The organism is Stenotrophomonas sp. TD3, from assembly GCF_001939825.1.
Lineage (GTDB): Bacteria > Pseudomonadota > Gammaproteobacteria > Xanthomonadales > Xanthomonadaceae > Stenotrophomonas.
Genome location: NZ_MOYM01000003.1, coordinates 564,076 through 586,078 on the forward strand (window position 1 = coordinate 564,076; position 22,003 = coordinate 586,078).

The following is a 22,003-nucleotide window of genomic DNA, read 5'->3' on the forward strand; positions in this document are numbered from 1 at the left end:
GCGCTGCCGCCGCCCGCGCGCCCGCCAATTCATCCGCTGAGGTTCATCCGTTGAAGTCGTCCACGCCTGCCGCCGCGCTTGTCGCGGCATCCCTGCTCATTCCTGCCATGCCTGTACTCGCCCAGCAGGCCGACCCGACCACGCTCGACGGCGTCCGGGTCACTGGTTCCAAGCGCGACACTCCGTACCTGAAGAGCGATCTGTCGGTGACGGTGCTTGATCGGCAGGCGCTGAAGGAGGCCGGTGTCACCGAGTTCCGTGATCTCGACAAGCTCGCGCCCAACGTGAAGTTCAACGCGATGGGCCAGCTCAGCAACATGTTCATCTCGATCCGCGGCATCGAGTCCAACCCCTTCCTGGTCAACCGTGCCTCGGTCTACATCGATGGCATCCCGTTCCGCGAACTGAGCAACGCCGTGCTCAACCAGGTCGAGTCGGTGGAGGTGCTGCGCGGCCCGCAGGGCACGCTGTACGGTGCCAACAGCGAGTCGGGGCTGGTGCTGGTGCGCACACGCGGCCCGGCCGATGCACGCGAGGGCGAGATCAATATGCGCAGCACCTGGTTCGGCAACGGCAATGGCACCGCGCTCGATGGCTTCCTGGCAGGGCCGTTGAACAAGGCGGGCAGCCTGTCCGGCTCGGTGGCGTTCATGGGCTCGGACGAAGATGCCTACCTCAAGAACCTCACGCCCTCCGGTGCGCGCGGCAGGGTGGGCGAAGGCTACCTGCAGGGCAAGCTGCGCTGGCGGCCCAGCGACTATGTCTCGGTGAACGCGCTCGCGTACCACCTGCGCACACGCGCGCCGGGCATGTTCGAGTACGAATACCTGCCGCTGGATACCGGCCTCTACAACCGCACCTACGGCACCTCGCTCAATGGCGGCCGTCGTGCCGGTGACTTCACCTACATCAACGACGCGCCCAAGCGCACCGAAAAGGATGAATCGGTGGCCGGCCTGAGCGCGCAATGGCAGCTGCAGGCCGGCACGCTGGACGTGGCCGCCTCCTGGCGGGACGAGGAGGTGACCTCGGCCGGCTACGACTTCGACATGACCAACAGCCCGGCATTGGCCGGCCGCATCTACGACAGGAAGAAGGAATGGACGGCCGAGGCGCGCTTCAGTTCGCCCAGTGACCAGCCTCTGACCTGGATGGCCGGTGTGTCGACCTACCGCAACAGCAAGGATTCGATCCTGGGTACGTTCGTCGGCCCTGCGTTGCATGGGCTGGACAGTTACAACCTGGCACCGCGGCAGACCTCGAAGGGCGAGGACTACAGCGTGTTCGCCACCGCCAGCTACACTTTCCTCGCGCTGCCCAGGCTGACCGCGAGTGCCGGCCTGCGCCATGAACAGGCGCGGCGTTCCACCGAGCAGCGCGCCGGTGCGCTGGACCTGGGCGCCGGTGGCCGCGTGCTGTATCGCGATGCCGCGCTGGCGCATACCTTCTCGGCCACGCTGCCGCGGGTGTCGCTGCGCTACGACGCCACCGACGACCTGTCCTTCTACGCGGCTTCGGCCAAGGGCTACATTCCGGGCGGCTTCAATCTGGCAGCCGCACAGAGCGATGTGGTCAACGACAAGGTGCTGCGCTACGAGTCCGAACGCATGTGGAGCCATGAGCTTGGCTTCAAGATGAACCTGGCCGGCGGCCGTGGCCATATCGGCGGGGCGCTGTTCCACATCACCTCGGACAACTGGCAGGAGATCCAGGTGGCCACCGATGGCAACGGCCGCCCGATCTCGTCGGACTACGTGGGATCGGACGCCTCGATCCGGTCACGGGGTGCGGAACTGGAGGGCGTGTTCGAAGTGCTGCCGGGCTTCACCCTGATGGCCAATGTGGGCTATGTGGATGCGAAGTACACCAGGCTGTGGGTCAGCGTCGACCAGAACCTGGAAGGGAAGCGGGTCAAGCTGACCCCGCACTACACCGGCTATCTGGCCGCACGCTACCAGTTCGCGTTTGGCCTCTACGCGCGGCTGGAATCGCAGTTCACCGGCTCCAGTGCGCTGGACGAGCGCAACCGTGCATTCCAGCCGGCCGTGGCCGTGCTGGGTGCGCAGCTGGGCTACGAGAGCGGGCCGTGGAGCGCGCGGGTGTTCGTGCAGAACCTCACCAACAAGCGTCGCATCAACGGCCTGATCTTCGACAACCTGGCCTTTGGCCGCGACGGCAACTACTACGGCCCGGTGGACAGCCCGCGGATCTTTGGCGCGGAAGTGGGTTACCGCTTCTGACCAAGGAGCGTGCCGGTCGCTGGCCGGCATCCTTGGGGCGCCGGCCAGCGGCCGGCGCTACCGGCGGTTGTGCAGCGCGCGCCGGTTGCCGATGTGCGCGCATGCCAGCAGCACGCCACCACCGGCCGTCGCCACGCCGTGCCAGAGCAGCGATTCCTTCAGCGGCAGGTAGAGCGAGGCGGACAACAGCAGGATGGCGCCGGCGCAGGCCAGCTGCAGGGATCGCCAGTGACCATGCCGGTGCACCCCGGCCGTGGTACTGGCCAATGCCAGCGATGAGGCCAGCAGCGCGAACAGCCATTCCCAGCGCGACATCACCAGCAGCACCGTCATCGCGCCATGGCCGGGGTGCTGGAACGAACGCAGCGCCATCATCGCCGCCGGCACGAAGGCGAGCAGCAGGGGCAGGGCGATGCAGTGGGCGGCGCAGGCGAGGGACAGCCAGGCGCCGGCCAGATCAACGCGGGGATGCCAGCGTGCCGAAGTTGGCGGCTGGGCCAGGGCCCTTGCGGGCGTCGTGGGGATGTGGTCCATAATGTTACATAGTAACAATTGGAGTCTCCCCCATGAAGCGTTCTGCTGCTCTTTTCCTGCTGCTGGCTGCCAGTGCCGCACAGGCCCATGATGTCCGCCAGCTGGGTGCGCACGTACACGGCCAGGCCACCGTTGATCTTGCGCTCGACCAGCAGACGCTGGAATTCGCCCTGCAGGCCCCCGGTATCGGCATCCTTGATTTCGAACGGCCGCCGGCCAATGCGACCGAGCAGGTGGCATTGGCGCGTGCGGTTGCGCTGCTGAAGGACGGCCGCTGGGTCACCCTGCCCACCGCTGCGGGCTGCAGCCTTTCCGGCAACGATGCCAAGGCCGAGGGCTTCGATGCGACGGCCACGCCGCCGCCGGCAGGACAGCATCGGCATGCGGGATTCAGCGCAACGCTGCAGTACCACTGCGCCAAGCCTGGCGAGCTGCGGGCCATTGTCGTGCGCCTGCCCGCACTGTTTCCGAGCCTGCACGAAGTGATCGTCAACAGTGCCACCGCCCATGGCCAGAACCGCAGCGTGCTGACCCCGGACAACCTGCGCGTGGTGCTGGCACCGTGAGCATGCGACCGGTGATCGCGCTGGATGGCGTGCAGTTCGGCTATGGCCGGCGGCTGGTGCTGGACGTGCCGCGGCTGTGGATCGAGCAGGGCAGCAGCGTGCTGCTGCGCGGGATCAGTGGCGGTGGCAAGAGCACGCTGCTGGGCCTGCTCGCGGGCGTGCTGCTGCCCGGCAAGGGCAGCATCGAGGTCGCCGGTCACGCGCTGCAGGCGATGCGTGGTGCCGCACGGGATCGCTTCCGCGCCGACCACCTGGGCGTGATCTTCCAGCAGTTCAACCTGCTGCCGTTTCTCAGCGTGCGCGACAACATCGCGCTGGGCCTGCGCTTCTCGCGCCTGCGCAGCGCACGCATCAGCGGCCCGCTGGATGCCGAGATCGCCCGCCTGCTGCAGGCGCTGCAGCTGGACCCGGCGCTGATGCCGCGGCGCGCAGGCACGCTCAGCGTCGGCCAGCAGCAGCGCGTGGCGGCGGCACGCGCCCTGATCGGCCGCCCGGCGTTGCTGCTGGCCGATGAGCCGACCTCGGCGCTCGACCGCGACGCGGCCACCGCGTTCCTGCAGCTGATGGCGGCGCAGTGCCAGGCAGCCGGCACCACGGTGCTGGTGGTCAGCCATGACGACAGCCTGCAGCCATTGTTCGACCGCACGATTGCCCTGTCGGAGATCAACCAGGCAGGTGCCGGCCATGCTTGAGCTTGCCTGGGCCAGCCTGCGCAGCCGTGCGTTGAGCGTGGGCCTGACCGTGCTGGTCATCACCCTCAGCGTGGTGCTGTTGCTGGGCGTCGAGCGCGTGCGCACGCAGGCACACGAAGGCTTCGCCAGCACCGTGTCTGGTACCGACCTGATCGTCGGTGCGCGGTCGGGGCCGGTGAACCTGCTGCTGTACTCGGTGTTCCATATCGGTGACCCGACCAACAACGTGTCCTGGCAGTCCTACCAGGAGCTGTCCGCGCTGCCGCAGGTGAAGTGGGCGGTGCCACTTTCGCTGGGCGATTCCTGGCGCGGCTACCGCGTGGTCGGTACCAGCGATGGCTATTTCGAGCACTACCGCTATGGCGCCGGGCACGCGCTTGCGTTTGCGAGCGGAAGGCCGTTCGATGACCTGTATGACGTGGTGATCGGTGCCGAGGTGGCGCGCGCGCAGAAGGTCGGCCTCGGTGACCAGATCGTGCTGGCACACGGCACCGGCGCGGTCACCCTGGCCACGCATGCCGACAAGCCGTTCCGTGTTGCGGGCATCCTGCAACGCACCGGCACGCCGGTGGATTCGTCGCTGCTGGTCTCGCTGCCGGCGATCGAGGCGATCCATGTCGACTGGCGATCGGGCGTGCAGTTGCGCAGCCAGCGCGTCAGCGCCGAGCAGGCGCGTCATCTGGATCTGACCCCGACCAGCATCACCGCCTTCATGCTCGGCCTGAACTCGCGCATCGCCACCTTCTCGGTACAGCGCAGGATCAACGAGTATCCCGAGGAAGCGATGCTGGCCATCCTTCCCGGCGTGACGCTGCAGCAGCTGTGGCAGTCGCTGGGCACGGCCGAGCGCGCCCTGCAGCTGATCAGCGCGATGGTGGTGCTGCTGGGCATGGTCTCGCTGGTGGCGTTGCTGGTCTCGACACTGCAGGAGCGGCGGCGCGAGATGGCGATCCTGCGTGCGACCGGCGCACGGCCGGGTTACATCGCCGGCCTGCTGGTGGTGGAAGCGGTGGCGACCAGTGCCGTGGCCTGCGTGCTGGCGTTGGCGCTGCTGGTGGCCGCCAGCATTGCCGGGCGTGGCTGGGCGCTGGCGACCTTCGGTCTGTCGATCACCCATGTGTGGCCGGATGGCCGCGAGCTGGCGTGGGTGGTAGGGGTGCTGGCGATCAGCGCGGTGGCCGGGCTGGTGCCGGCGTTGCTGGCCTACCGGCGCACGCTGGCCGATGGCCTGTCGCCGGGAGGCTGAGCATGCGCTGGATGCTGTCGCTGCCGATGGTGCTGGCCCTGGCCGCCTGCGAGCGGCCGGTGGATACCGGTGTGCAGGCCTTGCCACCCTCGCCGGTTGTCGACCGCGCTGACGCTGACGCTGCGGATGCGGCAGAGCAGGAACTGGACTGGCTGCAGATGATGCCCAAGGACGAGCTGGCCGCGCTGGAGCGGGGCGAGGGCCCGGAGGTCGAGCACAACGGCAACCGGCGCATGCCGCAGTTCGGTACGTTCCGCACGGTGGACACGGTGCTGCAGCGGCCGGTGCGCCTGCCCGGCTATGTGGTGCCGCTGGCCAACACGCAGGACGGGCGGTTGACCGAATTCCTGTTCGTGCCGTACTACGGCGCCTGCATCCACGTGCCACCACCACCACCGAACCAGATCGTGCACGTGGTGCTGCCACGCCCGATCGCGATGCCGGACATGTACTCGCCGTTCTTCCTGGCCGGCACCCTGCGTGCCGAACGGCTGGATGATGATCTGGCCGGCTCCGCCTACACCATGCGCGATGCACAGCTGAGGCCGTATGAACCGTAATGTCCTGATGGGAGTGGCGTGCTGCCTGGGCTTGCTGGGGTGCACGCAGGCAGGCGGGGACGCGACGACCGTCATCGCTGCACCGGCCCCCGCGCCGTCACAGCCCGTCGTGGCTGGAACACCCATCGACCGTTGGGATGCGCTGCGGCCCGACGAAGTCACCTATCAGCGCCCGCCACCGCAGATCGGCCTGTCACGCAATGGCATGGACGGGGTGGGCGGGCTGATCGACGACACCGGCTCGGGCACGCCACCGGGACAGGAGATCGATCATTCCAGCCCGGACCGCGCCAGACAGTTCGGCTCTTCGCAGGTGGTCGATGCTGCCGATGGCCGCGCCGTGGACCTGGATGGCTACGTGGTACCGCTGGGCACCAACGATGCCGGCCTGGTCGATGAACTGCTGTTCGTGCCGTTCTACGGTGCGTGCATCCACGTGCCACCACCGCCACCGAACCAGATCATCCACGTGACCCTGGCCACGCCCATCGCACTGGGTGACCTGTGGGATCCGTACCGGTTGGCCGGCCGCCTGCAGGTGAAGCGCTTCGATGCGGACATTGCCAGCGCGTCCTACGATGCCGCAGCGGCAACGCTGACGGCGATCCACAACTGATGCGTGCGCGCTGGATCATCGTTGCAGCAGCCTTGCTGGTGGCGGTTGCGCTGCTGGTGTGGTGGCAGCGGCAGGCTGCACCCATCGCGCCACCCGCGATCGCATTTCCGCCGCCTTCGTCCGATGCCCGCCAGCGCATCGAACAGCGGCTGGGTGATGACCATGCCTTTCGCAACGACGTGCTGTTCCTACTTGCGGCGACCCTGCGCGACCGCTGCCAGCCGGCGCAGGCGGGACTGCTGGCGCGCATGGCCAATCGTGCATCGCTGCCGGTGCTGGCGGCGGTCAGCGCGGTGACCCAGCAGGATCCATCACTGGACCGGCCGATCTACCAGTACATCCAGCACCGGGCCGATGCGACGCCGTGTGGCCAGCCGCTGCAGATACCGTTGGCCGGTGGGCGCAGCATGGCCGTGGACATCGAGCAGTACGCGCGCACCTTCCCGGACAGCTATTTCGACCCGCAGCGCAGCAGCGAGCCGCGGGATTTCGGCGGACTGTCGTTGCAGCAACGCGCAGGGAATGCCTGCAACAGCGTGGTGTATTCGGTGCTGCCGTTGGGCGGCACCGATTGGCGGTGCAGCAGCCTGCGCGCCAATGCCCGGGCGCGGGTGCGCGGGCTGTGCGAGGACGAACTGCGGCGCCAGCATGGGGGAACGGGCGGGGAACTGGACATGGCCGTGGGGCAGGGCATGCAGGGTGCGGTGGTGTCGGCGATTGCCGCGCTGCCGGAAGACTGCCGATAAGCGTTTACCAGTAGAGCCAGGCCATGCCTGGCTGGCGGTTCACCCAAGCAGGCCACCCCTACAAACGCTGAACCGGTGGATCCCGAAGTTCATAACTATACAGGACATCCGGTATAGTTATGGTCGTACTCCACCCCATCAGGTTCTCCCATGGCTTTGTCCCAGCCCTTGGCCGGTGCTCCGGCCCTGTCGCGTGCCCGTCGCTGGGCACTGTTGTTCACCGTCGCCGCCGGTCTGTTGCTGGTCACGCTCGACAACTCCGTGCTGTACACCGCCCTGCCCACCCTGACCGAGGAACTCTCGGCCAGTGCCGGCCAGGCGTTGTGGATCATCAACGCCTATCCGCTGGTGATGGCCGGCCTGCTGCTGGGTGCCGGCACGCTGGGCGACCGCATCGGTCACCGCCGCATGTTCCTGATCGGCCTGGTGGTGTTTGGCATCGCCTCGCTGGCAGCGGCGTTCGCCGACACCGCAACGCAGCTGATTGCCGCACGTGCCCTCCTCGCGGTCGGCGCGGCCGCGATGATGCCGGCCACGTTGGCGCTGATCGGCCTGAGCTTCCACGAAGAGCGCGAACGCAACATCGCCATCGCGATCTGGGGTTCGGTGGCCATCGTCGGTGCGGGTCTCGGCCCGATCATCGGCGGCTGGCTGCTGCAGCACTTCTGGTGGGGTTCGGTGTTCCTGATCAACGTGCCGGTGGTGGTGGTCGCGTTCGTGGCGACGCTGCTGCTGGCGCCGGAAGGCCAGCGCGACACCTCGCGGCCGTGGGACCTGGTTTCGTCGCTGCTGGCATTGGCGGCACTGTCCGGCCTGGTGCTGGCGATCAAGTCGCTGATCGCTACGCCGCCGTCGTATGCGCTGGGCGCGGGCGCGCTGCTGTTGGCCGTCATCAGTGGTGCGGCGTTCGCGCGCCGCCAGCAGCAGCTGCCGTACCCGCTGCTGGACTTCGCGATCTTCCGCAATCCTGCGTTCCTGGCCGGCACGCTGTCGGCGGTGTTCACCCTGTTCGCGATGGCCGGCCTGCAGCTGGTCACCACCCAGCGCTTCCAGCTGGTGGCAGGCTTTACGCCGCTGCAGGCAGGCCTGCTGGTCTCGGTGGCGGCGCTGGGCAGCCTGCCGAGTGCGCTGCTGGGCGGCAGCATCCTGCACCGGGTGGGCCTGCGCCCGCTGATCTGCGGCGGCCTGGCCGCAGGTGCACTGGGTGTCGGCGTGGTGGCGTTCGGTTTCCCGCATGGCCTGGGTTGGGTGGTGGCTGGCATGGCCATCACCGGGTTCGGCATGGGCTCGGCCATCTCGGTGGCGTCCACTGCCATCCTCAACAACGTACCGGCGCACCGTGCGGGCATGGCCTCGTCGGTCGAAGAGGTGTCGTATGAATTCGGTGGCCTGCTGGCGGTGGCGATGCTGGGCAGCCTGAGCGCGGCGATGTATGGCGCCTTCCTGCCGGCCTCGGCCGACATGCCCGAGCTTGCCCGCGAAGGCTTCACCCAGGCGCTGCACGTGGCACGCGAAAGCGGGCAGGGCGAGTGGTTCGCACTGGCTGCGGCCGCGTATGACCGCGGCTACCAGATCGTGCTGCTGGTGATCACGGTGATGCTGGTGCTCGGCGCGACGATCATCGCGCGCCTGCTGCGTGGCCGCGTCGGCAGCCGCGAGGGCGCGGCCGATCGCGTAAAATAAGGCGATGAGAACCAGCAAGCGCGACCGCATCCTCGACGCCGCCGTCAACGTAATCAATCGTGACGGCGTGCGTGCGGTGACCTTCGAGTCGGTGGCGGCCGAGGCCAAGCTGACCCGTGGCGGCCTGCTGTACCACTTCCCGTCGCGCGAGGCGCTGCTGCGTGGCATCGACGAGCACCTGGTGCAGGCCTGGGAGACGTCGATGGAAACGCTGCTGGGCAAGCGCGCGGACGAAGCCTCGGCGCTTGAGCGTTACCAGACCTTCGTGCGCGTCTCGGCACAGAGCGCTACCCGTGCCGAACTGATGTTCATGCTCGAATCGGCCGACCCTGACGCTGATGAGCGTCCTTGGGGCCCGGCGGTACGGCGTTGGGCGCCGTTGCCGCCGTCGGCCGGGCAGAATGACCCGGCCGCGCTCGACAATTTCGTGGCACGGCTGGCCGCCGATGGCCTGTGGATCTACGAGGCGATGTACGAAGGGCAGCTGGATGAAAGCGTGCGCGCCCAGGTTGCCGAACGCATCGCCGGGTTGTTGGCAAAGAATGACGGAACGTCCAGTTGAGCGGCCAGCCGGTGCGCAGACATCGCCCGTGGAAGAGCCGACCGCTGGTCGGCTGCCCTTCGGTCAGGGCACGAAAATGCCGCTTCGGTAGGGTAGACTGTCAGTCGACTGCCCTTCGGTCAGACAACGAAACCCCCGCGCGTCGCGCGATAGTCGACCCGCGATCGACTCTACCCCTCACCCATTACCCAGCCTGCGCTGCGCTCGCGGCCAACCACGCCCGTGGCGAAGCCCCCAATCGCTTGCGGAATGCTTTCGACAGCGACGCGGTATCGGCAAACCCCACCTCGATCGCCACCTGCTTGACCGCCACGCCTGCCCGCAACTGCGCGCAGGCCAGGCTCAGCCGCCAGTCGAGCAGATAGCTGGCCGGCGTTGCCTGCATCACGTCCTTGAACACCGCCGCGAACGCGCTGCGTGACATGCCGGCGGTCGCGGCCATCCGCGGCAGCGTCCATTCGTCCTGCGGCGCCTGGTGCATCGCCACCAGCGTACGGGCCAGCCGCGCATCGGACAGCCCGCGCATCAGCCCATGACTGACGCCGGCTGCATCCGGGTGGTCCACCACCCAGCGCAGGACCTGGATCAGCGCCACCTCGAACAGGCGGTTGGTCAGCAGCCGTGACCCGCAGCGCTGGCGATCGGCCTCGGCGAACAGCAGGTGCAGGGTGTCATCCAGTTCGCCGATCGCGGCCAGCGGTACCACCATCACCGGCGGCAGTGACTGCACGATCGGATTGCGCGCGCCGCCATCGAAATCCAGCGTGGCGCAGGTGAAATCCGGGCCATCCAGCGGTGCATTGAAGAACACATGGTGCAGCGGCTGCGGATACAGCAGCAGGCTGGGTGTGTCGATCTTCAACCGGGGCAGCGCGATATCGCCGTCGGGATGACGAACCTCCATTTCACCCTGGCGCAGGATGTGCAGGAACGCACGACCGGGCTGCGGCTCGAAGACATGGCGCCCGCACAGCGGACCGCTGTGAAACAGCGCGGCCTGTACCCGGAAGCGTTCCAGCAGGGAGGAGAGGCGGTCGGGTGCTGAAGTGTCGGTGGGTAGGGTCATGGATGAATGGACAACATGTGTGGCGAATTACGCATGATTCGTCCACGGAGTCTACCTAGGATGAGCGGGTCGTCCAATCCCGGGCGCTTTTCCAAGGAGATCCACCATGTCCCGTGTCCCCCTGATCGATGCCGCCAACACCACCGCCGACCGCCAGGCCCTGCTGGGCCAGGTCCACGCCGCCTTCGGCGCCACCCCGGCCATGTTCCGCGCCGTGGCCAATTCGCCGGCCGCGCTGCAGAGCATGTGGGGTTCGTTCGGCGCACTGGGCGGCGGTCGCCTGTCGCCGCTGCTGGGCGAGCAGATCGCGGTAGCCATCGCCAACCGCAATGCCTGCGAGTATTGCCTCGCCGCACATACCGCGCTGGGCCGCAAGGCCGGTGCCAGCAGCGAGCAGATGGCTGCCGCGCAGATCGGCCAGTCCAGCGATCCGGCTACTTCGGCGGCGCTCGACTTCGCGCTGAATGTGGTCGAGCAGCGTGCACAGATCGCCGACGGCGACGTGCAGGCGCTGCGTGCGGCGGGCTTCGATGATGAGCAGATCGTGGAGATCCTCGCGCATGTGGCGCTCAACCTGTTCACCAACTACGTCAACGTTGCGTTCGACGTGCCGGTGGACTTCCCGAAGGTGGCCCTGCGCTGAGATGTATCAGGCCGGGAGCGCCTTGCTCCCGGCCGTTCTCAGCTGTCGTGGCCGTCGTCCGGCCGAAGCCGTTCGGGATGGGTATACACATTGAACCCGCTCTCCCGCGCGAACCCGACCAGGCACAGGCCGGCGCTGCGGGCCAGGTCGATCGCCAGCGCGGTCGGCGCCGACACCGCGGCCAGCACGCTGGCGCCGGCGCGCACCGCCTTGCTGACCATCTCGTAGCTGGCGCGGCTGGAAATCACCAGCAGGCCACCGTCGATGGCGTGTTCGTTGTGGTGCAGCGCGCCGATCAGCTTGTCCAGCGCATTGTGGCGACCGACGTCCTCGCGCACCCAGCCGATCCGCCCGCTGGCATCGGCCCAGGCCGCTGCGTGGGTGGAGCCGCTTACCGCATTCATCGGTTGATGTTGTGCCAGCGTGGCCAGTGCCCGCTGCAACGCGGCATGCGGATAGGTGCGGCGCTCGCGGATCTGCGGTAACGGGCGCAGCACTTCTTCCAGCTGGCGCGTGCCACACAGGCCACAGCCACCACGACCGGGCAGCAGGCGCCCATTGGCCGGGTCCAGGTCGGCGCCGGGCGCCTCGTCGGCCACGGTCATCTGTAGTTCGATGCCTTCCAGTTGCGGGCGGATGTCGATCGACAGCAGCTGTGCGGGGGCGTCGATCAACCCTTCGCTGAGCGAAAAACCGAGTGCGAAATCTTCCAGGTCGCACGGGGTGGCCATCATCACCGCGAAGGCAGCGCCGTTGTAGCGCAGCGCCACCGGTACTTCTTCGGCCACCACGTCGACCTGCTGCTGGTGCCCCTCGTTGCGCCAGCGCTGCAACGGGCGCTGGGCCGTGCCGGCAGGCGGGGTATGCGGCGGGATCGAATCAGGCATGCAACGCGTCCGGGCAAGGGAGAAACGCGGGCGGGCCACCGCCTGCGGTTTCGAGAATAGCGCAGTGGTCGCTCGCAGACGCGGCTGTAACCGTTGCCATGGCAGCGTGTGTTGAAAACAGCCCGCCCCCTCTGGCGAAGCAGCGTGGGCCGTGCTTGACTGTGGGGCTGGCCACGCAGTTGAAACCACCGCTGGCCGGCGTTGTGCCGTTCGTTGCTGCGTTCCTCCCGCCAGGTTCCCGAACATGTCCGAGCAGAAGCCGCCGCGTTACAAGCCCTACAACCAGCCCGCCGGTGGCTGGGGTGCCGCCGGCGCCACCGCCAAGGTGCTGCTGCAGCAGAGCGTGATCGGCAAGGGGTCGAAGGCGTTGCTGGCGATGAACCAGCCCGGTGGCTTCAAGTGCCCCAGCTGCGCGTTCCCCGACGCCGACGAACGCAAGAAGCTGGAGTTCTGCGAGAACGGCGCGAAGGCACTGGCGTGGGAAGCCACCCAGTTCCGTGCCGGTCGTGAGCTCTTCGCCCAGCACAACGTGACCGAACTGATGGCGCAGACCGACTACTGGCTGGAGATGCAGGGTCGGCTGACCGAGCCGATGCGCTACGACGCGGCGACTGACCACTATGTGCCGTGCAGCTGGGATGATGCCTTCGCGCTGATCGGCCGCCACTTGCAGGCGCTGGACAGCCCGCACCAGGCCGAGTTCTACACCTCCGGTCGCACGCCCAACGAAGCCGCGTTCCTGTACTCGATCTTCGTGCGCGAGTTCGGCACCAACAACTTCCCGGACTGCTCGAACATGTGCCACGAGCCGACCAGCCGCGGCCTGCCGCCGGCCATCGGCGTGGGCAAGGGCACCATCGTGCTGCAGGATTTCGAGCATGCCGAGGCGATCTTCGTGATCGGCCAGAACACCGGCACCAATTCGCCGCGGATGATGAGCAACCTGGTCGAGGCGCGCAAACGCGGCATCCCGATCGTGGCGGTCAATCCGATGCCAGAGCGCGCGCTGATCCGTTTCGCCGAACCGCAGGATGTGGTGCAGATGGCCACGTTTGGTTCGACCGAGATCACCAGCGAGTTCGTGCACATCCGCATCGGCGGCGACCTGGCCCTGATCAAGGGCATGATGAAGGTGATGTTCGAGCGCGAAGCGCAGGGCGAGCGTGTGCTCGACCATGCGTTCCTGTCAGAACACACGGTGGGCCTGGAGGCGCTGCGCGAGGACGTGCTGGCGCAGGACTGGGACCAGATCGTGCAGGTGTCCGGCATTTCGCAGGCGCAGATCCGTCGCTGTGCGGAGATCTACATCCGTTCCAAGGCCACCGTGATCTGCTACGGCATGGGCCTGACCCAGCACCAGTACGGCTCGCGCCTGCTGCAGCAGGTCGCGAACCTGCTGATGCTGCGCGGCAACTTCGGCAAGCCCGGTGCTGGCATCGGGCCGATCCGTGGGCATTCCAATGTGCAGGGCGACCGCACCGTCGGCATCGACGAGAAGCCCAAGCCGGCCTACCTGGATCGCGTGCAGCAGGTGTTCGGCTTCGATCCGCCGCGTGAGCACGGCCATCATGTGGTCGAGTCGATCGAGGCGATGCTGGAGGGTAGTGCCAAGGTGTTCATCGGCCTGGGTGGCAACTTCATCCATGCGGTGCCCGATACGCCGCGCGCATACGAAGCGATGCGTGGGCTGGACCTGACCGTGGGCATCGCCACCAAGCTCAACCGAGGTCATCTGGTTCATGGCCGCGATGCGCTGATCCTGCCGGTGGTGGCGCGCTCGGAGCGCATCGTCACGCCGGCCGGCGAGCAGTTCGTCACCATCGAAGACGCGATGTCGAACGTGACCGCCTCGCGCGGCGTGCTCGAACCGGTCAGCGCCGATGTGTTGCCCGAGGTCGAGATCGTCTGCCGCATGGCGATGACCGCGCTGCCACGCAGCAAGGTCGACTGGGCAGGCTGCATGCACGATTACGCCCCCATCCGTGAGCTGATCGCGGCCGTGTACCCGGAGATCTACACCGGTTTCAACGAGCGCATCCAGCAGCCGCATGGCTTCCACCTGGACATTCCGCCGCGCCGCCGCGTCTGGCCTACACCCAATGGCAAGGCCAACATCCTGGTGATGCCGGGCCTGGACGTGGACGATCCCGTACATGATCCGGACATGCTGCGTCTGGCCACTGTGCGCTCGCACGATCAGTACAACACCACCATCTACAGCTACAACGATCGCTATCGCGGCGTGTACAACGATCGCATGGTGCTGTTCATGAACATCGAGGACCGGCTGGCGCGCGGTCTGGAGAAGGAGGCGCTGGTCAGCCTGGAGACGATCAGCGGCGATGGTGTGCAGCGGCGCATCGAGGGCCTGACCGTGCTGGACTACCCGATGCCGCGCGGCGCGCTGGCCGGTTACTACCCCGAACTGAACCCGTTGCTACCGCTGGACTACTACGACCGGATCAGCGGCACACCCGCCGCCAAGTCGATTCCGGTGCGGATGAGTGCAATGGCGGCGGCGATTGCGTGACGCGCGCATCGGCTATCATCGGCGGGTGAACCTGCCTGATCTGCTGCTGCGTTGGATGCTGCTTGTCGCCCTGGTGCTGAATGCACCGGCGCTGGCGCTTGCCTCGTCTTCGTACAGCGGGTCGGCCAACCAGGATCACTGCGCTGCACCGCACGCGGCCGCGATGGCGGCAGTCGGCTGCTGCGATGATGCGGCCCCGATGGCCTGCAAGAGTGGTGAGTGTGAATGCCCCCCTGCCTGCCTCGGCATGCTGGCAACGTCGAATGGAACGCCGGCCTCGCCGTGGCGCGAGGCGCCTGTAGCCGCCCGTTCCCAGCAACGCGCATCGCCGCCGATGCCGGACCCGTTGCGGCCCCCCATCGGGTGATTCCCTGCAGGCGCTCTAGCGCCAGCCATGACTGTTCGACTTTTTCTCGACTCTGCCTGCGACTTCGATGCGCGGGCGGCGGGCTGCGTTGCCCGCCTCTGCAAAGGAATCACTCAATGAACCGTACTCTCTCCCTCGGCCTGCTGCTGGGCACTGTGTTGGCCACGACCGCCTGCGCACGTGCCGCTGAAGAATCCTCCGCCGCACCGGTCGCCAGCGCGGCACCGGTGGCACCGATCCAGGCCAGCCCGGCCAAGGTCGATCCGGCCTTGCCGGTGGCCATTGTGCACAAGACCGCCAGCTGTGGCTGCTGTGGCATCTGGGTCGACCACTTGAAGGCCGCCGGCTTCCAGGTGGACGTGCGCGACACCGATGACATGAACCCGATCAAGGTTCGTCTGGGTGTTCCGGTCGGCAAGGCTTCCTGCCATACCGCCGAGATCGGCGGCTATGTGGTCGAGGGCCACATTCCGGCCGAAGACATCAAGCGACTGCTGGCCCAGCGCCCGGCCGCGCGCGGGCTGGTGCTGCCCGGCATGCCGGCCGGCTCGCCGGGCATGGAAATGCCGGACGGCTACGTGCAGCCGTATACCGTCGAGCTGGTGCGCACCGATGGCAGCACCGAGCCGTTTGCCCAGCACGGGCAGGGCGGCTGACAGTCGCGGGTGCCGGTCGTCCTGACCGGCACCCTTCGGAGAGCCGAGCCCACCCTCGGCTTGCTTTTTGTAGAGTCGAGCCGTGCTCGACTGCTCTGCTCGACGCTACAGAATCAGCGGGCCCCAGCGACTTCCTTGGCCAGCTGGGCGTCGAACTTCTGTTCGGCCGCATCCGCGTAGGCCTTGCAGGTCAGCGCCTTGGCACCGGCCTTGGCACCCGCGGCGTAGTCCCAATTGCTGGCGCCCGGGTGCGGGGTCAGCAACAGGTCGCAGGGAAGGCCGCGCACCGTAGCGAAGCTGCGTCGGTAGTCCTCGACCAGGCGCGGATAGCGGGCGTTCTCCTGCAGCTTGTAACCCGGTGCACTCAGGCTGTCGGCATAGGCGATGCGCACCGGCTTGCCATCGCGGGTATCGGTCCAGGTCCAGGCGGTGCTGCCCGGGGTGTGGCCAGGCATGAAGTGCGCGGTGAACGTGATGCCGCCCACCGTGACCACCTCGCCATCCATGATGATGCGGTCGACATTGGCTGGCGGATAAGTGATGTCATCACCGAAGTGCAGGTCGTTGCTGCCGCCGCGTGCGAGAAGCACCGCTGATTCGGCGTTGGCCGCTATTTTCGCACCGGTACGGCGCTTCAGCTCCGCCACCGGCCCGGCATGGTCGGCGTGTGCGTGGCTGAGCAGGATCAAGCGCAGGTCCTGCGGCGCCACGCCGCGCACCTTCATGTTGCTGATGAGGTGGCTGGCCATCTGCGGCATGCCGCCGTCGAGCAGCACCGCGCCGTCGGCAGTCTGCACCAGCAGCGCGGTCAGGTCCTCGGTGCCGATCTGCCAGGTGTGGTCGGCGATCTGCAGCGGTGCCATCGGCTGCAGCCACGAGGCGTCCACGGTGTAGGCCTGCAGCTGCGGCAAGGGCGCTTCGGCAGCGCTGGCGTGGGTGATCGGGAGTGCGGCGGCAAGGGCGAGGGCGAGCATGTGCGGGCGCATGGGAAAGGTGTATCGGGAAGGTGTATCGGGAAGGTGGATCGAGGCTAGCACGCTGTTTTTCGCAAGCGAATCGAGGATTCCTCACCACTGCCATGAGTGGCATTGATGGCTCGATTGGCCGGATCGCTCAACGGGGAGCTGCTAGGATTCCGATCCTGCATCCATCACGCTGATGGACAAGGGCCGCAAGGAGGCTGTTGTGCCAAAGTATGCTCTGGACCGTAATGCGGTCATCGAAATGGAGAAGGTTAACGCTGGCGAGTGGTCGCCCATGGGCGCCAAGCTGCGTGAAATCGACAAGTGGAAGAACTTCGCAAGCTGCCTGTTGTCTGTTCTCGAGACCAGCAGGAGCGCGTCCCGTGATTCTGCTGCGGTGACTGAGAGCATCACGCGCGAGGAGGCTGTCATGCGAACCTTCTTCCGCAAGGCACGTACTGATTCGGGGTATCTCCTCGACAACCAGCATGTCCTTTCGGGCAGGTTCCTGGAATCACTGACGCAGAACCAGGCGCAGGACCTTCAGTTCATTGCTTCGGCGCAGCAACTGCTGGCCAAGCAGACCGCAGGCGACGTGGTCCGGAAGGAGTTCAAGCGTGTCGTCGAGTTCGTGAGGGACGCTGGCAGGATGCTCCAGGATCCCCTGTCACTTGTCGTGCTGGCATGCCCACTGGGCAGCGAGAGAGCACGAGGGCTGCTGAAGCCCAGTACAGAGACGGACGACGAGGCTGCATTCAATGCATTGGCCGATGTGGAAAAGATCAAACTCGTCAACTATATCGAGGCGTTGATGAGAGAGCATGGTGAGCGTAGTGAGCTGCGTCTGTTCAGTGAGGACAGGGGGCTGATGGGAATGAAGGCTGCCATTGTTGTCACGCACTCTGGGACGATTCGGAACTCGGAGCTGGGTCATGAGGTCGGATACTGCTTCAATCCCGAAAAGTACCTTGTAGCGATGCCGTTCCTTGAAAGCCGTCCCAAGATCAGCGGCGAGGTGCGGGCGACGCTGTTCGGCCATTGCTGAGGCCGTTGGCGGTCCGCCGCATGTGCAGCAGCCCCACGAAAGGGCTGCTGCGGCGACGGCTCAGTACCGGTACTGCCACCCCAGCGTCAGCACCCGGCCGCGCCCGGAGAAGTAACTCGGGTTCGACGGTGTGGTCTGCGAGTAGTAGCTGATGTACTGCCTGTTGGCCAGGTTCTGCACGCCCAGCGTGAAGGCATGCTTGTCCAGCGCATAGCGCGCGACCAGATCCACGGTGGTGTAGCCCTTGAACTCGGCCACCCGCGCGCCCTGCAGGTCGAAGTCGCGGTCGAAGGCGTGGCTGGCCTGCAGGCGGGTGCTCAGCTGCGGGGTCCAGTTCTGCTCCCAGAACGCGGTCAGCCGGTTCGGCGCGATGTTGACGCCGGCCAGGTCGCTGTCCAGCTGGCCATCGACATTGGCATCGTAGCGGCCGTTGGCGCGCGCATAGCCCAGGCCAAGGCGGCTCCCACCCAGCCGCAGCCGCAGGTTGCTTTCGAAACCCTCAACGCGGGTGGCCTGGCGCTGCACGTTGTAGGCATCGATGCCTGCGTCGTAGACCAGCACCGAGCCGAGCTTCGATTCGGAGGTGTAGTACGCGATATCGCCGCTGAAGCGGCCATCGTCGTACTCCAGGCCGATCTCGCGGTTGTCCGACACCACCGGTGACAGGTCCACCAGGCTTTCCACGCGCTGGCCGTCCCGGTTGATCGCGCGCAGCACACGGCCGACATCGGCCACGGTGTAGCCCTCCGAGTACGAGGCATAGGCATTGAGGCGATCGTTGATGTACCAGACCGCGCCGAAGTTGGGCAGGGTCTCGCTCATGGTCGGCTTGCCGCCAGCCACCTTGCGTGCGCCGTAGCGGGGCAGGGTGGTGTAGTCGCCTACTTCCAGTTCGCCCTTTTCGTAGCGCAGGCCGCCGGACAGCATCAGGTGGTCGGTCGGCCACCAGTGCAGCTGCAGCAGCGGCGACAGGCTCTGGTAGGTGGTCAACGGCACCCAGTTCATGCCGCTGGCCAGCAGGACCTGGTGGGTGCGGTCATGCAGGCCGTCCAGGCCCAGGGTCACGTCCAGCGTGGTGCCGGCGATGCGGCTCCAGCTCTGGGTGAGCTTGAAGCCACGCTTGTCCGATTCGTTCTGGGTCTGGTCCCAGGCGGCATTGGCGCCGGTGTTGCCCCACGGGTCCCACTGGCTGGCGCCATAGCGACCTTCGAAGTCGACCGCGAAGGCCTGGGCCTGGAAGCGGCCACCCAACAGATCGGCGGCGCTGTAGTCCATGGTCAGCGAGCGCGAGCGGTTCATCGGCGGGTCCAGAGGGGTATCGCCGGGCACCGAAAGTGTCGGGCGACCGCTGCGGTAGTCACCGTTCACCGCCAGGTAGTTGTCCAGCCCGCGCAGTTCGTAACGATTGGCCATCAGCTGCAGGCGATGGCCCTCGGCAATGTTCCAGCCGAGCTTGGCGAACACGTTCGAGGAGGTCGAATCCATCAGTTCGCCCTGCGCGTTGGTGCCGATCGAGCGCCCCTCGCCGTCATGGAACAGGCCCTGGCGCTCGTAGGCCAGGCCGGCCACCAGATCGAACTGCTCGCCGCGCATGCCCACCAGCGCCGAAGCGCGCTGGCCGTTGTCGTCGTGGCGGCGAGGCAGGGCGGCGCTGTAGCTGAGGTTGCTGTCGAACAGGAACGCCCCGGGTTCGCTGGGCGCGCTGCGGGTGATGATGTTGACGATGCCGCCGGTACCGCCAATGCCCTGCAGGGCGTTGGCACCGTGGATGACTTCGATGCGTTCGATCATCGCCGCATCGATGGTGTGCGAGTCACGCGAGCCATCGCGCAGCGGCGTGGACTGCGGCACGCCGTCGACCATGTACAGGATGCCGCGGCCGCGCATGGTTTCGCCGTAGTTGGACATCTTCTCGCGGGCAGGCGCAAACGCCGGGATCTGTGACGAGAGTACGCGCGAGACATCCGAGCCCAGCGCCAGCTGCTGGGCGATGTCCTCGCGGGTCAGCACGGTGATGGTGTTGGGCATGGCGGTCTCGCCCTGCGGCATGCGTGCGGTGGACGCCGATACCGTGACGCGGGCCAGGGAGGTGGCCGCGGCCTGCGGCGCGGGGCGCGCAGGCGTGGTGGCCTTGGCCGGTGCCGGTGCAGTGGCCGCCACACTCAGCACGAAGGCGCCCGGCGAGCGTTCCTGCAGCGCCAGGCCCTGGCCGGCCAGCAGGCGCTGCAGCGCCTCGCGCGGGGTGTAACGGCCGTCCAGTGCCGGAGCGTTGCGCCCGCCTACGCTTTCCGCGGCGAACAGCAGCTGGATGCCACTCTGCCGGGCCAGCGCGTTGAGCGAGGCCTGCAGGGAGCCTGCGGGCAGGTGGAATTCCACGGCGGCCGGTGCCGATGTCTGGGCGGCGGCGGGCAGTGCCACGCACAGGCAGGCGGCAAGCAGGGTGGGGGCCAACCGGCGCAATGCGGCAGGCGGGACGGGGCGGGTCATGCGGAGGTCCTTCGGAGGGATTCAGACACCTGCCGGATGGGAGGGCGCACAACCCACCCTCGCAACGGCGATCAATCGCGGGCGCGCAGGTGCAGGCTGCCGTCGGCGGCGGTCTGCAGCTGCACCGGCAGGATGTCCGGCAGCAGTGCCACGGCGGTCTCGGCGCGATCGGCATCGAACACACCCGAGACCAGCAGCGGGCCCAGCGCCGGGTCATCCAGCACGATCGGGCGGTCGTGGTAGCGCTGCAGGATGCGCAGCACCTCCGACAGCGGCAGCCGATCGAACTGCAGCCGGCCGTGGGTCCAGTCGGCCCGCTCCGGGCTGACCGCCTCGGGGGGCGACAGCGATCCTGCCTGGGCCAGCAGGCGCTGGCCCGGCTTCAGCCGTTGCTCGGCCTCGCTGCCGTCGACGCGCACGCCCACCTCGCCGCGCCACAGGGTCACCTCGCTCAGATCACCCTGGCGGTCCACGTCGAACACGGTGCCGTAGTTGCGTACATGCACCGGACCGGCATCGACCTGGAAGCGGCGCCAGGCCGAGTGCTGCACCTCGAAGCGCACCTGGCCGCGCACCAGCAGCACCTGCCGCGAGCGCAGATGGCGGCGTACCTGCAGGCGGGTACCGGCATCGAGCAGCACCTGGCTGCCGTCGGGCAGGGTGACGTTGCGGCGTTCGCCGACGGCGGTCTGGTAATCGCGTACCTGCCAGGCAGGGTCGGCCGCCAGCAGGGTGCCGGCGGCCACCAGCAGCAGCGCCAGCGCGGCCTTCGTGGGGCCAACGCTGCGCCGACGCTGCAGTGCTTCAGGGCTGGGCAGCGGGAAGCGTTGCTTCAAGGCATCGCGGTGCTGCTCCAGCATCTGCTCGGTGGAGGTGGATGGCGGTGGCGGTTCGGAAGGGGCGGGCGTGCGGCTCATTGCAGCCCCGCGTGCAGGCGGCAGTCGGCCATCGCCAGGCGCAGGTGGCGCTCCACGGCCTTCAGGCCGATGCCCATGCGCTGCGCGACCTCCGCCTGTGGCAGCTCGTGGATCTTGTGCAGGATGAAGACCTGCTGGCGCCGGCAGGGCATCCGCTCGATGGTGATGCTCAAGTGTTCAAGCGCGTGCATGCCCTGCGCCTGCTGCTCGGGCCCGGGGCGCGGGCAGGCGCCCTCGGGCAGTTCGGCGCGCGGCTCGACCCAGTGCCGGCGCAGGTCTTCGGCGCGGCAGCGGTCCACCGCCGCGTCGTGGGCGATCCGGCGCAGCAGCGCGATCGGTTGCCGTGCGTCATGGGCGGGCGGTCGCTCCAGCAGGCGCACGCAGACATCGTGGACCACTTCGCGGGCCAGCCCGGGCGAGCGGAAGCGGCGACGCAGGTAATCCACCAGTTCCTCGTAGTGGCGCACCAGCGAAGACACCAGCGGCAGCGCAGGCGGGTGGGGTGAAGGCAGCTGGGACATCCGGACCGGCAGCAAGGACGAAGGGCAAGCGCGGGGAGGGCATCCCTGCGTGATGACGCAATACTAATGGGAACCGTTCGCGTTTGCTATGCGCGGCCGGCCGCGCCGATTGTTCGCGGCGGCTGGAAAGTGAAACCACGATCATCGGCTGGAGCGCAGAATCGGCCCGGGCTAGCCTGCCTGGGGATTCAAGGAGATCGACGGATGCATGTGATTCTGGTGATCACCGCAGGCGTGCTGCTGCTGGGGGTGTTCCTGTTGTTCGGCCATCTCTGGAGCGTGGGCACCTCGCAGCTGCCCACGGCGCTGATCGCATTCATCGCCACCTGGCTGCTGGTGGCCGTGGCCAACATGTGGGTGGGGGTCAGCAAGGCCGGTTATGCAGTGCGCGAGGAGCTGCCGATCCTGCTGCTGGTCTTCGCCGTGCCGGCGCTGCTGGCCGGTTTCCTGTACTGGCGCCTGGCGCGCTGAAGGAGT

The 22,003-nt window shown here is 67.4% G+C and carries 22 protein-coding genes; 15 read left to right on the top strand and 7 right to left on the bottom strand.

Features of this window, described 5'->3' with window-relative positions; all coding sequences use genetic code 11:
* Positions 1-107 precede the first annotated feature (107 nt).
* Positions 108-2,240 carry a TonB-dependent receptor gene (locus tag BKE09_RS22140; protein WP_075678137.1) on the top strand — a complete coding sequence of 711 codons (2,133 nt, stop codon included), beginning with the start codon at positions 108-110 and terminating at the stop codon, positions 2,238-2,240.
* Between the two features lie 57 nt (positions 2,241-2,297).
* On the opposite strand, the gene BKE09_RS22145 is transcribed toward BKE09_RS22140, so the two are convergent.
* Positions 2,298-2,774: a MerC domain-containing protein gene (locus BKE09_RS22145; protein WP_075678139.1), complete on the bottom strand. Its 477-nt coding sequence runs from the start codon at positions 2,772-2,774 to the stop codon at positions 2,298-2,300.
* Between the two features lie 32 nt (positions 2,775-2,806).
* On the opposite strand from BKE09_RS22145, the gene BKE09_RS22150 reads away from it, so the two are divergent.
* The 8 genes from BKE09_RS22150 (at position 2,807) to BKE09_RS22185 (ending at position 9,445) form a co-directional block, all read left to right on the top strand.
* Positions 2,807-3,340 (top strand): DUF2796 domain-containing protein, encoded by a 534-nt coding sequence (locus BKE09_RS22150; protein WP_075678141.1) that lies wholly within the window; start codon positions 2,807-2,809, stop codon positions 3,338-3,340.
* Positions 3,337-4,032, top strand: a complete 696-nt coding sequence (locus tag BKE09_RS22155) for an ATP-binding cassette domain-containing protein (protein WP_075678143.1) — start codon at positions 3,337-3,339, stop codon at positions 4,030-4,032. The genes BKE09_RS22150 and BKE09_RS22155 overlap by 4 nt, the downstream gene beginning before the upstream one ends.
* On the top strand, positions 4,025-5,278 hold the full coding sequence (locus BKE09_RS22160) for an ABC transporter permease (protein ID WP_075678145.1): 1,254 nt from the start codon (positions 4,025-4,027) through the stop codon (positions 5,276-5,278). Before BKE09_RS22155 ends, BKE09_RS22160 begins: the two co-directional genes overlap by 8 nt.
* 2 nt (positions 5,279-5,280) lie before the next feature.
* On the top strand, positions 5,281-5,838 hold the full coding sequence (locus tag BKE09_RS22165) for a DUF3299 domain-containing protein (protein WP_075678147.1): 558 nt from the start codon (positions 5,281-5,283) through the stop codon (positions 5,836-5,838).
* Positions 5,828-6,454, top strand: a complete 627-nt coding sequence (locus BKE09_RS22170) for a DUF3299 domain-containing protein (RefSeq protein WP_075678149.1) — start codon at positions 5,828-5,830, stop codon at positions 6,452-6,454. The genes BKE09_RS22165 and BKE09_RS22170 overlap by 11 nt, the downstream gene beginning before the upstream one ends.
* Positions 6,454-7,200 carry a hypothetical protein gene (locus BKE09_RS22175; RefSeq protein ID WP_075678151.1) on the top strand — a complete coding sequence of 249 codons (747 nt, stop codon included), beginning with the start codon at positions 6,454-6,456 and terminating at the stop codon, positions 7,198-7,200. Before BKE09_RS22170 ends, BKE09_RS22175 begins: the two co-directional genes overlap by 1 nt.
* Positions 7,201-7,350: 150 nt before the next feature.
* The gene (locus BKE09_RS22180; RefSeq protein WP_075678153.1) at positions 7,351-8,883 is read left to right on the top strand and encodes an MFS transporter; all 1,533 of its coding nucleotides are present in this window, start codon (positions 7,351-7,353) and stop codon (positions 8,881-8,883) included.
* A gap of 4 nt (positions 8,884-8,887) precedes the next feature.
* Complete coding sequence (locus tag BKE09_RS22185; protein ID WP_075678155.1) at positions 8,888-9,445, top strand: TetR family transcriptional regulator; 558 nt, start codon at positions 8,888-8,890, stop codon at positions 9,443-9,445.
* A gap of 184 nt (positions 9,446-9,629) precedes the next feature.
* Here BKE09_RS22185 and BKE09_RS22190 read toward each other — a convergent pair whose 3' ends face one another.
* A complete protein-coding gene (locus tag BKE09_RS22190; protein WP_075678157.1) occupies positions 9,630-10,511 on the bottom strand; it encodes an AraC family transcriptional regulator in 882 nt (293 codons plus the stop codon).
* 106 nt (positions 10,512-10,617) lie between these two features.
* On the opposite strand from BKE09_RS22190, the gene BKE09_RS22195 reads away from it, so the two are divergent.
* Entirely contained in the window at positions 10,618-11,154 is a 537-nt protein-coding gene (locus tag BKE09_RS22195) for a peroxidase-related enzyme (protein ID WP_075678159.1), read from the top strand.
* 38 nt (positions 11,155-11,192) lie between these two features.
* On the opposite strand, the gene fdhD is transcribed toward BKE09_RS22195, so the two are convergent.
* Positions 11,193-12,041: a formate dehydrogenase accessory sulfurtransferase FdhD gene (gene fdhD / locus BKE09_RS22200; protein ID WP_075678161.1), complete on the bottom strand. Its 849-nt coding sequence runs from the start codon at positions 12,039-12,041 to the stop codon at positions 11,193-11,195.
* Positions 12,042-12,285: 244 nt separating this feature from the next.
* On the opposite strand from fdhD, the gene BKE09_RS22205 reads away from it, so the two are divergent.
* From BKE09_RS22205 to BKE09_RS22215, 3 genes are all read left to right on the top strand, one after another.
* Positions 12,286-14,571 (top strand): FdhF/YdeP family oxidoreductase, encoded by a 2,286-nt coding sequence (locus BKE09_RS22205; protein ID WP_075678163.1) that lies wholly within the window; start codon positions 12,286-12,288, stop codon positions 14,569-14,571.
* A gap of 25 nt (positions 14,572-14,596) precedes the next feature.
* Positions 14,597-14,938 (top strand): hypothetical protein, encoded by a 342-nt coding sequence (locus BKE09_RS22210; protein ID WP_075678348.1) that lies wholly within the window; start codon positions 14,597-14,599, stop codon positions 14,936-14,938.
* A 116-nt stretch (positions 14,939-15,054) separates the two neighbouring features.
* Positions 15,055-15,594 (top strand): DUF411 domain-containing protein, encoded by a 540-nt coding sequence (locus BKE09_RS22215; protein WP_083663133.1) that lies wholly within the window; start codon positions 15,055-15,057, stop codon positions 15,592-15,594.
* Positions 15,595-15,707: 113 nt separating this feature from the next.
* Here BKE09_RS22215 and blaL1 read toward each other — a convergent pair whose 3' ends face one another.
* Positions 15,708-16,580: a L1 family subclass B3 metallo-beta-lactamase gene (blaL1, locus tag BKE09_RS22220; RefSeq protein WP_075678165.1), complete on the bottom strand. Its 873-nt coding sequence runs from the start codon at positions 16,578-16,580 to the stop codon at positions 15,708-15,710.
* 172 nt (positions 16,581-16,752) lie between these two features.
* Between blaL1 and BKE09_RS22225 the strand changes: the two genes are divergently transcribed.
* Positions 16,753-17,601: a hypothetical protein gene (locus BKE09_RS22225; RefSeq protein ID WP_075678167.1), complete on the top strand. Its 849-nt coding sequence runs from the start codon at positions 16,753-16,755 to the stop codon at positions 17,599-17,601.
* A gap of 60 nt (positions 17,602-17,661) precedes the next feature.
* Here BKE09_RS22225 and BKE09_RS22230 read toward each other — a convergent pair whose 3' ends face one another.
* The 3 genes from BKE09_RS22230 to BKE09_RS22240 form a co-directional block, all read right to left on the bottom strand.
* Positions 17,662-20,088 (bottom strand): TonB-dependent receptor, encoded by a 2,427-nt coding sequence (locus BKE09_RS22230; protein WP_075678169.1) that lies wholly within the window; start codon positions 20,086-20,088, stop codon positions 17,662-17,664.
* Between the two features lie 71 nt (positions 20,089-20,159).
* Entirely contained in the window at positions 20,160-21,005 is an 846-nt protein-coding gene (locus tag BKE09_RS22235; RefSeq protein ID WP_075678171.1) for a FecR domain-containing protein, read from the bottom strand.
* Positions 21,002-21,526 (bottom strand): RNA polymerase sigma factor, encoded by a 525-nt coding sequence (locus tag BKE09_RS22240; protein WP_075678173.1) that lies wholly within the window; start codon positions 21,524-21,526, stop codon positions 21,002-21,004. The genes BKE09_RS22235 and BKE09_RS22240 overlap by 4 nt, the downstream gene beginning before the upstream one ends.
* Before the next feature lie 204 nt (positions 21,527-21,730).
* Between BKE09_RS22240 and BKE09_RS22245 the strand changes: the two genes are divergently transcribed.
* Positions 21,731-21,997, top strand: a complete 267-nt coding sequence (locus tag BKE09_RS22245; RefSeq protein ID WP_014037340.1) for a hypothetical protein — start codon at positions 21,731-21,733, stop codon at positions 21,995-21,997.
* The last annotated feature ends 6 nt before the right edge of the window (positions 21,998-22,003 follow it).

Bases quoted from the DNA above. Each gene is read 5' to 3' on its own strand.
- BKE09_RS22190 (WP_075678157.1), bottom strand. From the start codon at position 10,511: ATGACCCTACCCACCGACACTTCAGCACCCGACCGCCTCTCCTCCCTG.
- BKE09_RS22240 (WP_075678173.1), bottom strand. From the start codon at position 21,526: ATGTCCCAGCTGCCTTCACCCCACCCGCCTGCGCTGCCGCTGGTGTCT.
- BKE09_RS22235 (WP_075678171.1), bottom strand. From the start codon at position 21,005: ATGAGCCGCACGCCCGCCCCTTCCGAACCGCCACCGCCATCCACCTCC.
- BKE09_RS22185 (WP_075678155.1), top strand. From the start codon at position 8,888: ATGAGAACCAGCAAGCGCGACCGCATCCTCGACGCCGCCGTCAACGTA.
- BKE09_RS22160 (WP_075678145.1), top strand. From the start codon at position 4,025: ATGCTTGAGCTTGCCTGGGCCAGCCTGCGCAGCCGTGCGTTGAGCGTG.
- BKE09_RS22230 (WP_075678169.1), bottom strand. From the start codon at position 20,088: ATGACCCGCCCCGTCCCGCCTGCCGCATTGCGCCGGTTGGCCCCCACC.
- BKE09_RS22205 (WP_075678163.1), top strand. From the start codon at position 12,286: ATGTCCGAGCAGAAGCCGCCGCGTTACAAGCCCTACAACCAGCCCGCC.
- BKE09_RS22165 (WP_075678147.1), top strand. From the start codon at position 5,281: ATGCGCTGGATGCTGTCGCTGCCGATGGTGCTGGCCCTGGCCGCCTGC.
- BKE09_RS22175 (WP_075678151.1), top strand. From the start codon at position 6,454: ATGCGTGCGCGCTGGATCATCGTTGCAGCAGCCTTGCTGGTGGCGGTT.
- BKE09_RS22245 (WP_014037340.1), top strand. From the start codon at position 21,731: ATGCATGTGATTCTGGTGATCACCGCAGGCGTGCTGCTGCTGGGGGTG.
- fdhD (WP_075678161.1), bottom strand. From the start codon at position 12,041: ATGCCTGATTCGATCCCGCCGCATACCCCGCCTGCCGGCACGGCCCAG.
- BKE09_RS22150 (WP_075678141.1), top strand. From the start codon at position 2,807: ATGAAGCGTTCTGCTGCTCTTTTCCTGCTGCTGGCTGCCAGTGCCGCA.
- BKE09_RS22145 (WP_075678139.1), bottom strand. From the start codon at position 2,774: ATGGACCACATCCCCACGACGCCCGCAAGGGCCCTGGCCCAGCCGCCA.
- BKE09_RS22225 (WP_075678167.1), top strand. From the start codon at position 16,753: ATGGACAAGGGCCGCAAGGAGGCTGTTGTGCCAAAGTATGCTCTGGAC.
- BKE09_RS22140 (WP_075678137.1), top strand. From the start codon at position 108: ATGCCTGTACTCGCCCAGCAGGCCGACCCGACCACGCTCGACGGCGTC.
- BKE09_RS22170 (WP_075678149.1), top strand. From the start codon at position 5,828: ATGAACCGTAATGTCCTGATGGGAGTGGCGTGCTGCCTGGGCTTGCTG.
- BKE09_RS22215 (WP_083663133.1), top strand. From the start codon at position 15,055: ATGAACCGTACTCTCTCCCTCGGCCTGCTGCTGGGCACTGTGTTGGCC.
- BKE09_RS22195 (WP_075678159.1), top strand. From the start codon at position 10,618: ATGTCCCGTGTCCCCCTGATCGATGCCGCCAACACCACCGCCGACCGC.
- BKE09_RS22180 (WP_075678153.1), top strand. From the start codon at position 7,351: ATGGCTTTGTCCCAGCCCTTGGCCGGTGCTCCGGCCCTGTCGCGTGCC.
- blaL1 (WP_075678165.1), bottom strand. From the start codon at position 16,580: ATGCGCCCGCACATGCTCGCCCTCGCCCTTGCCGCCGCACTCCCGATC.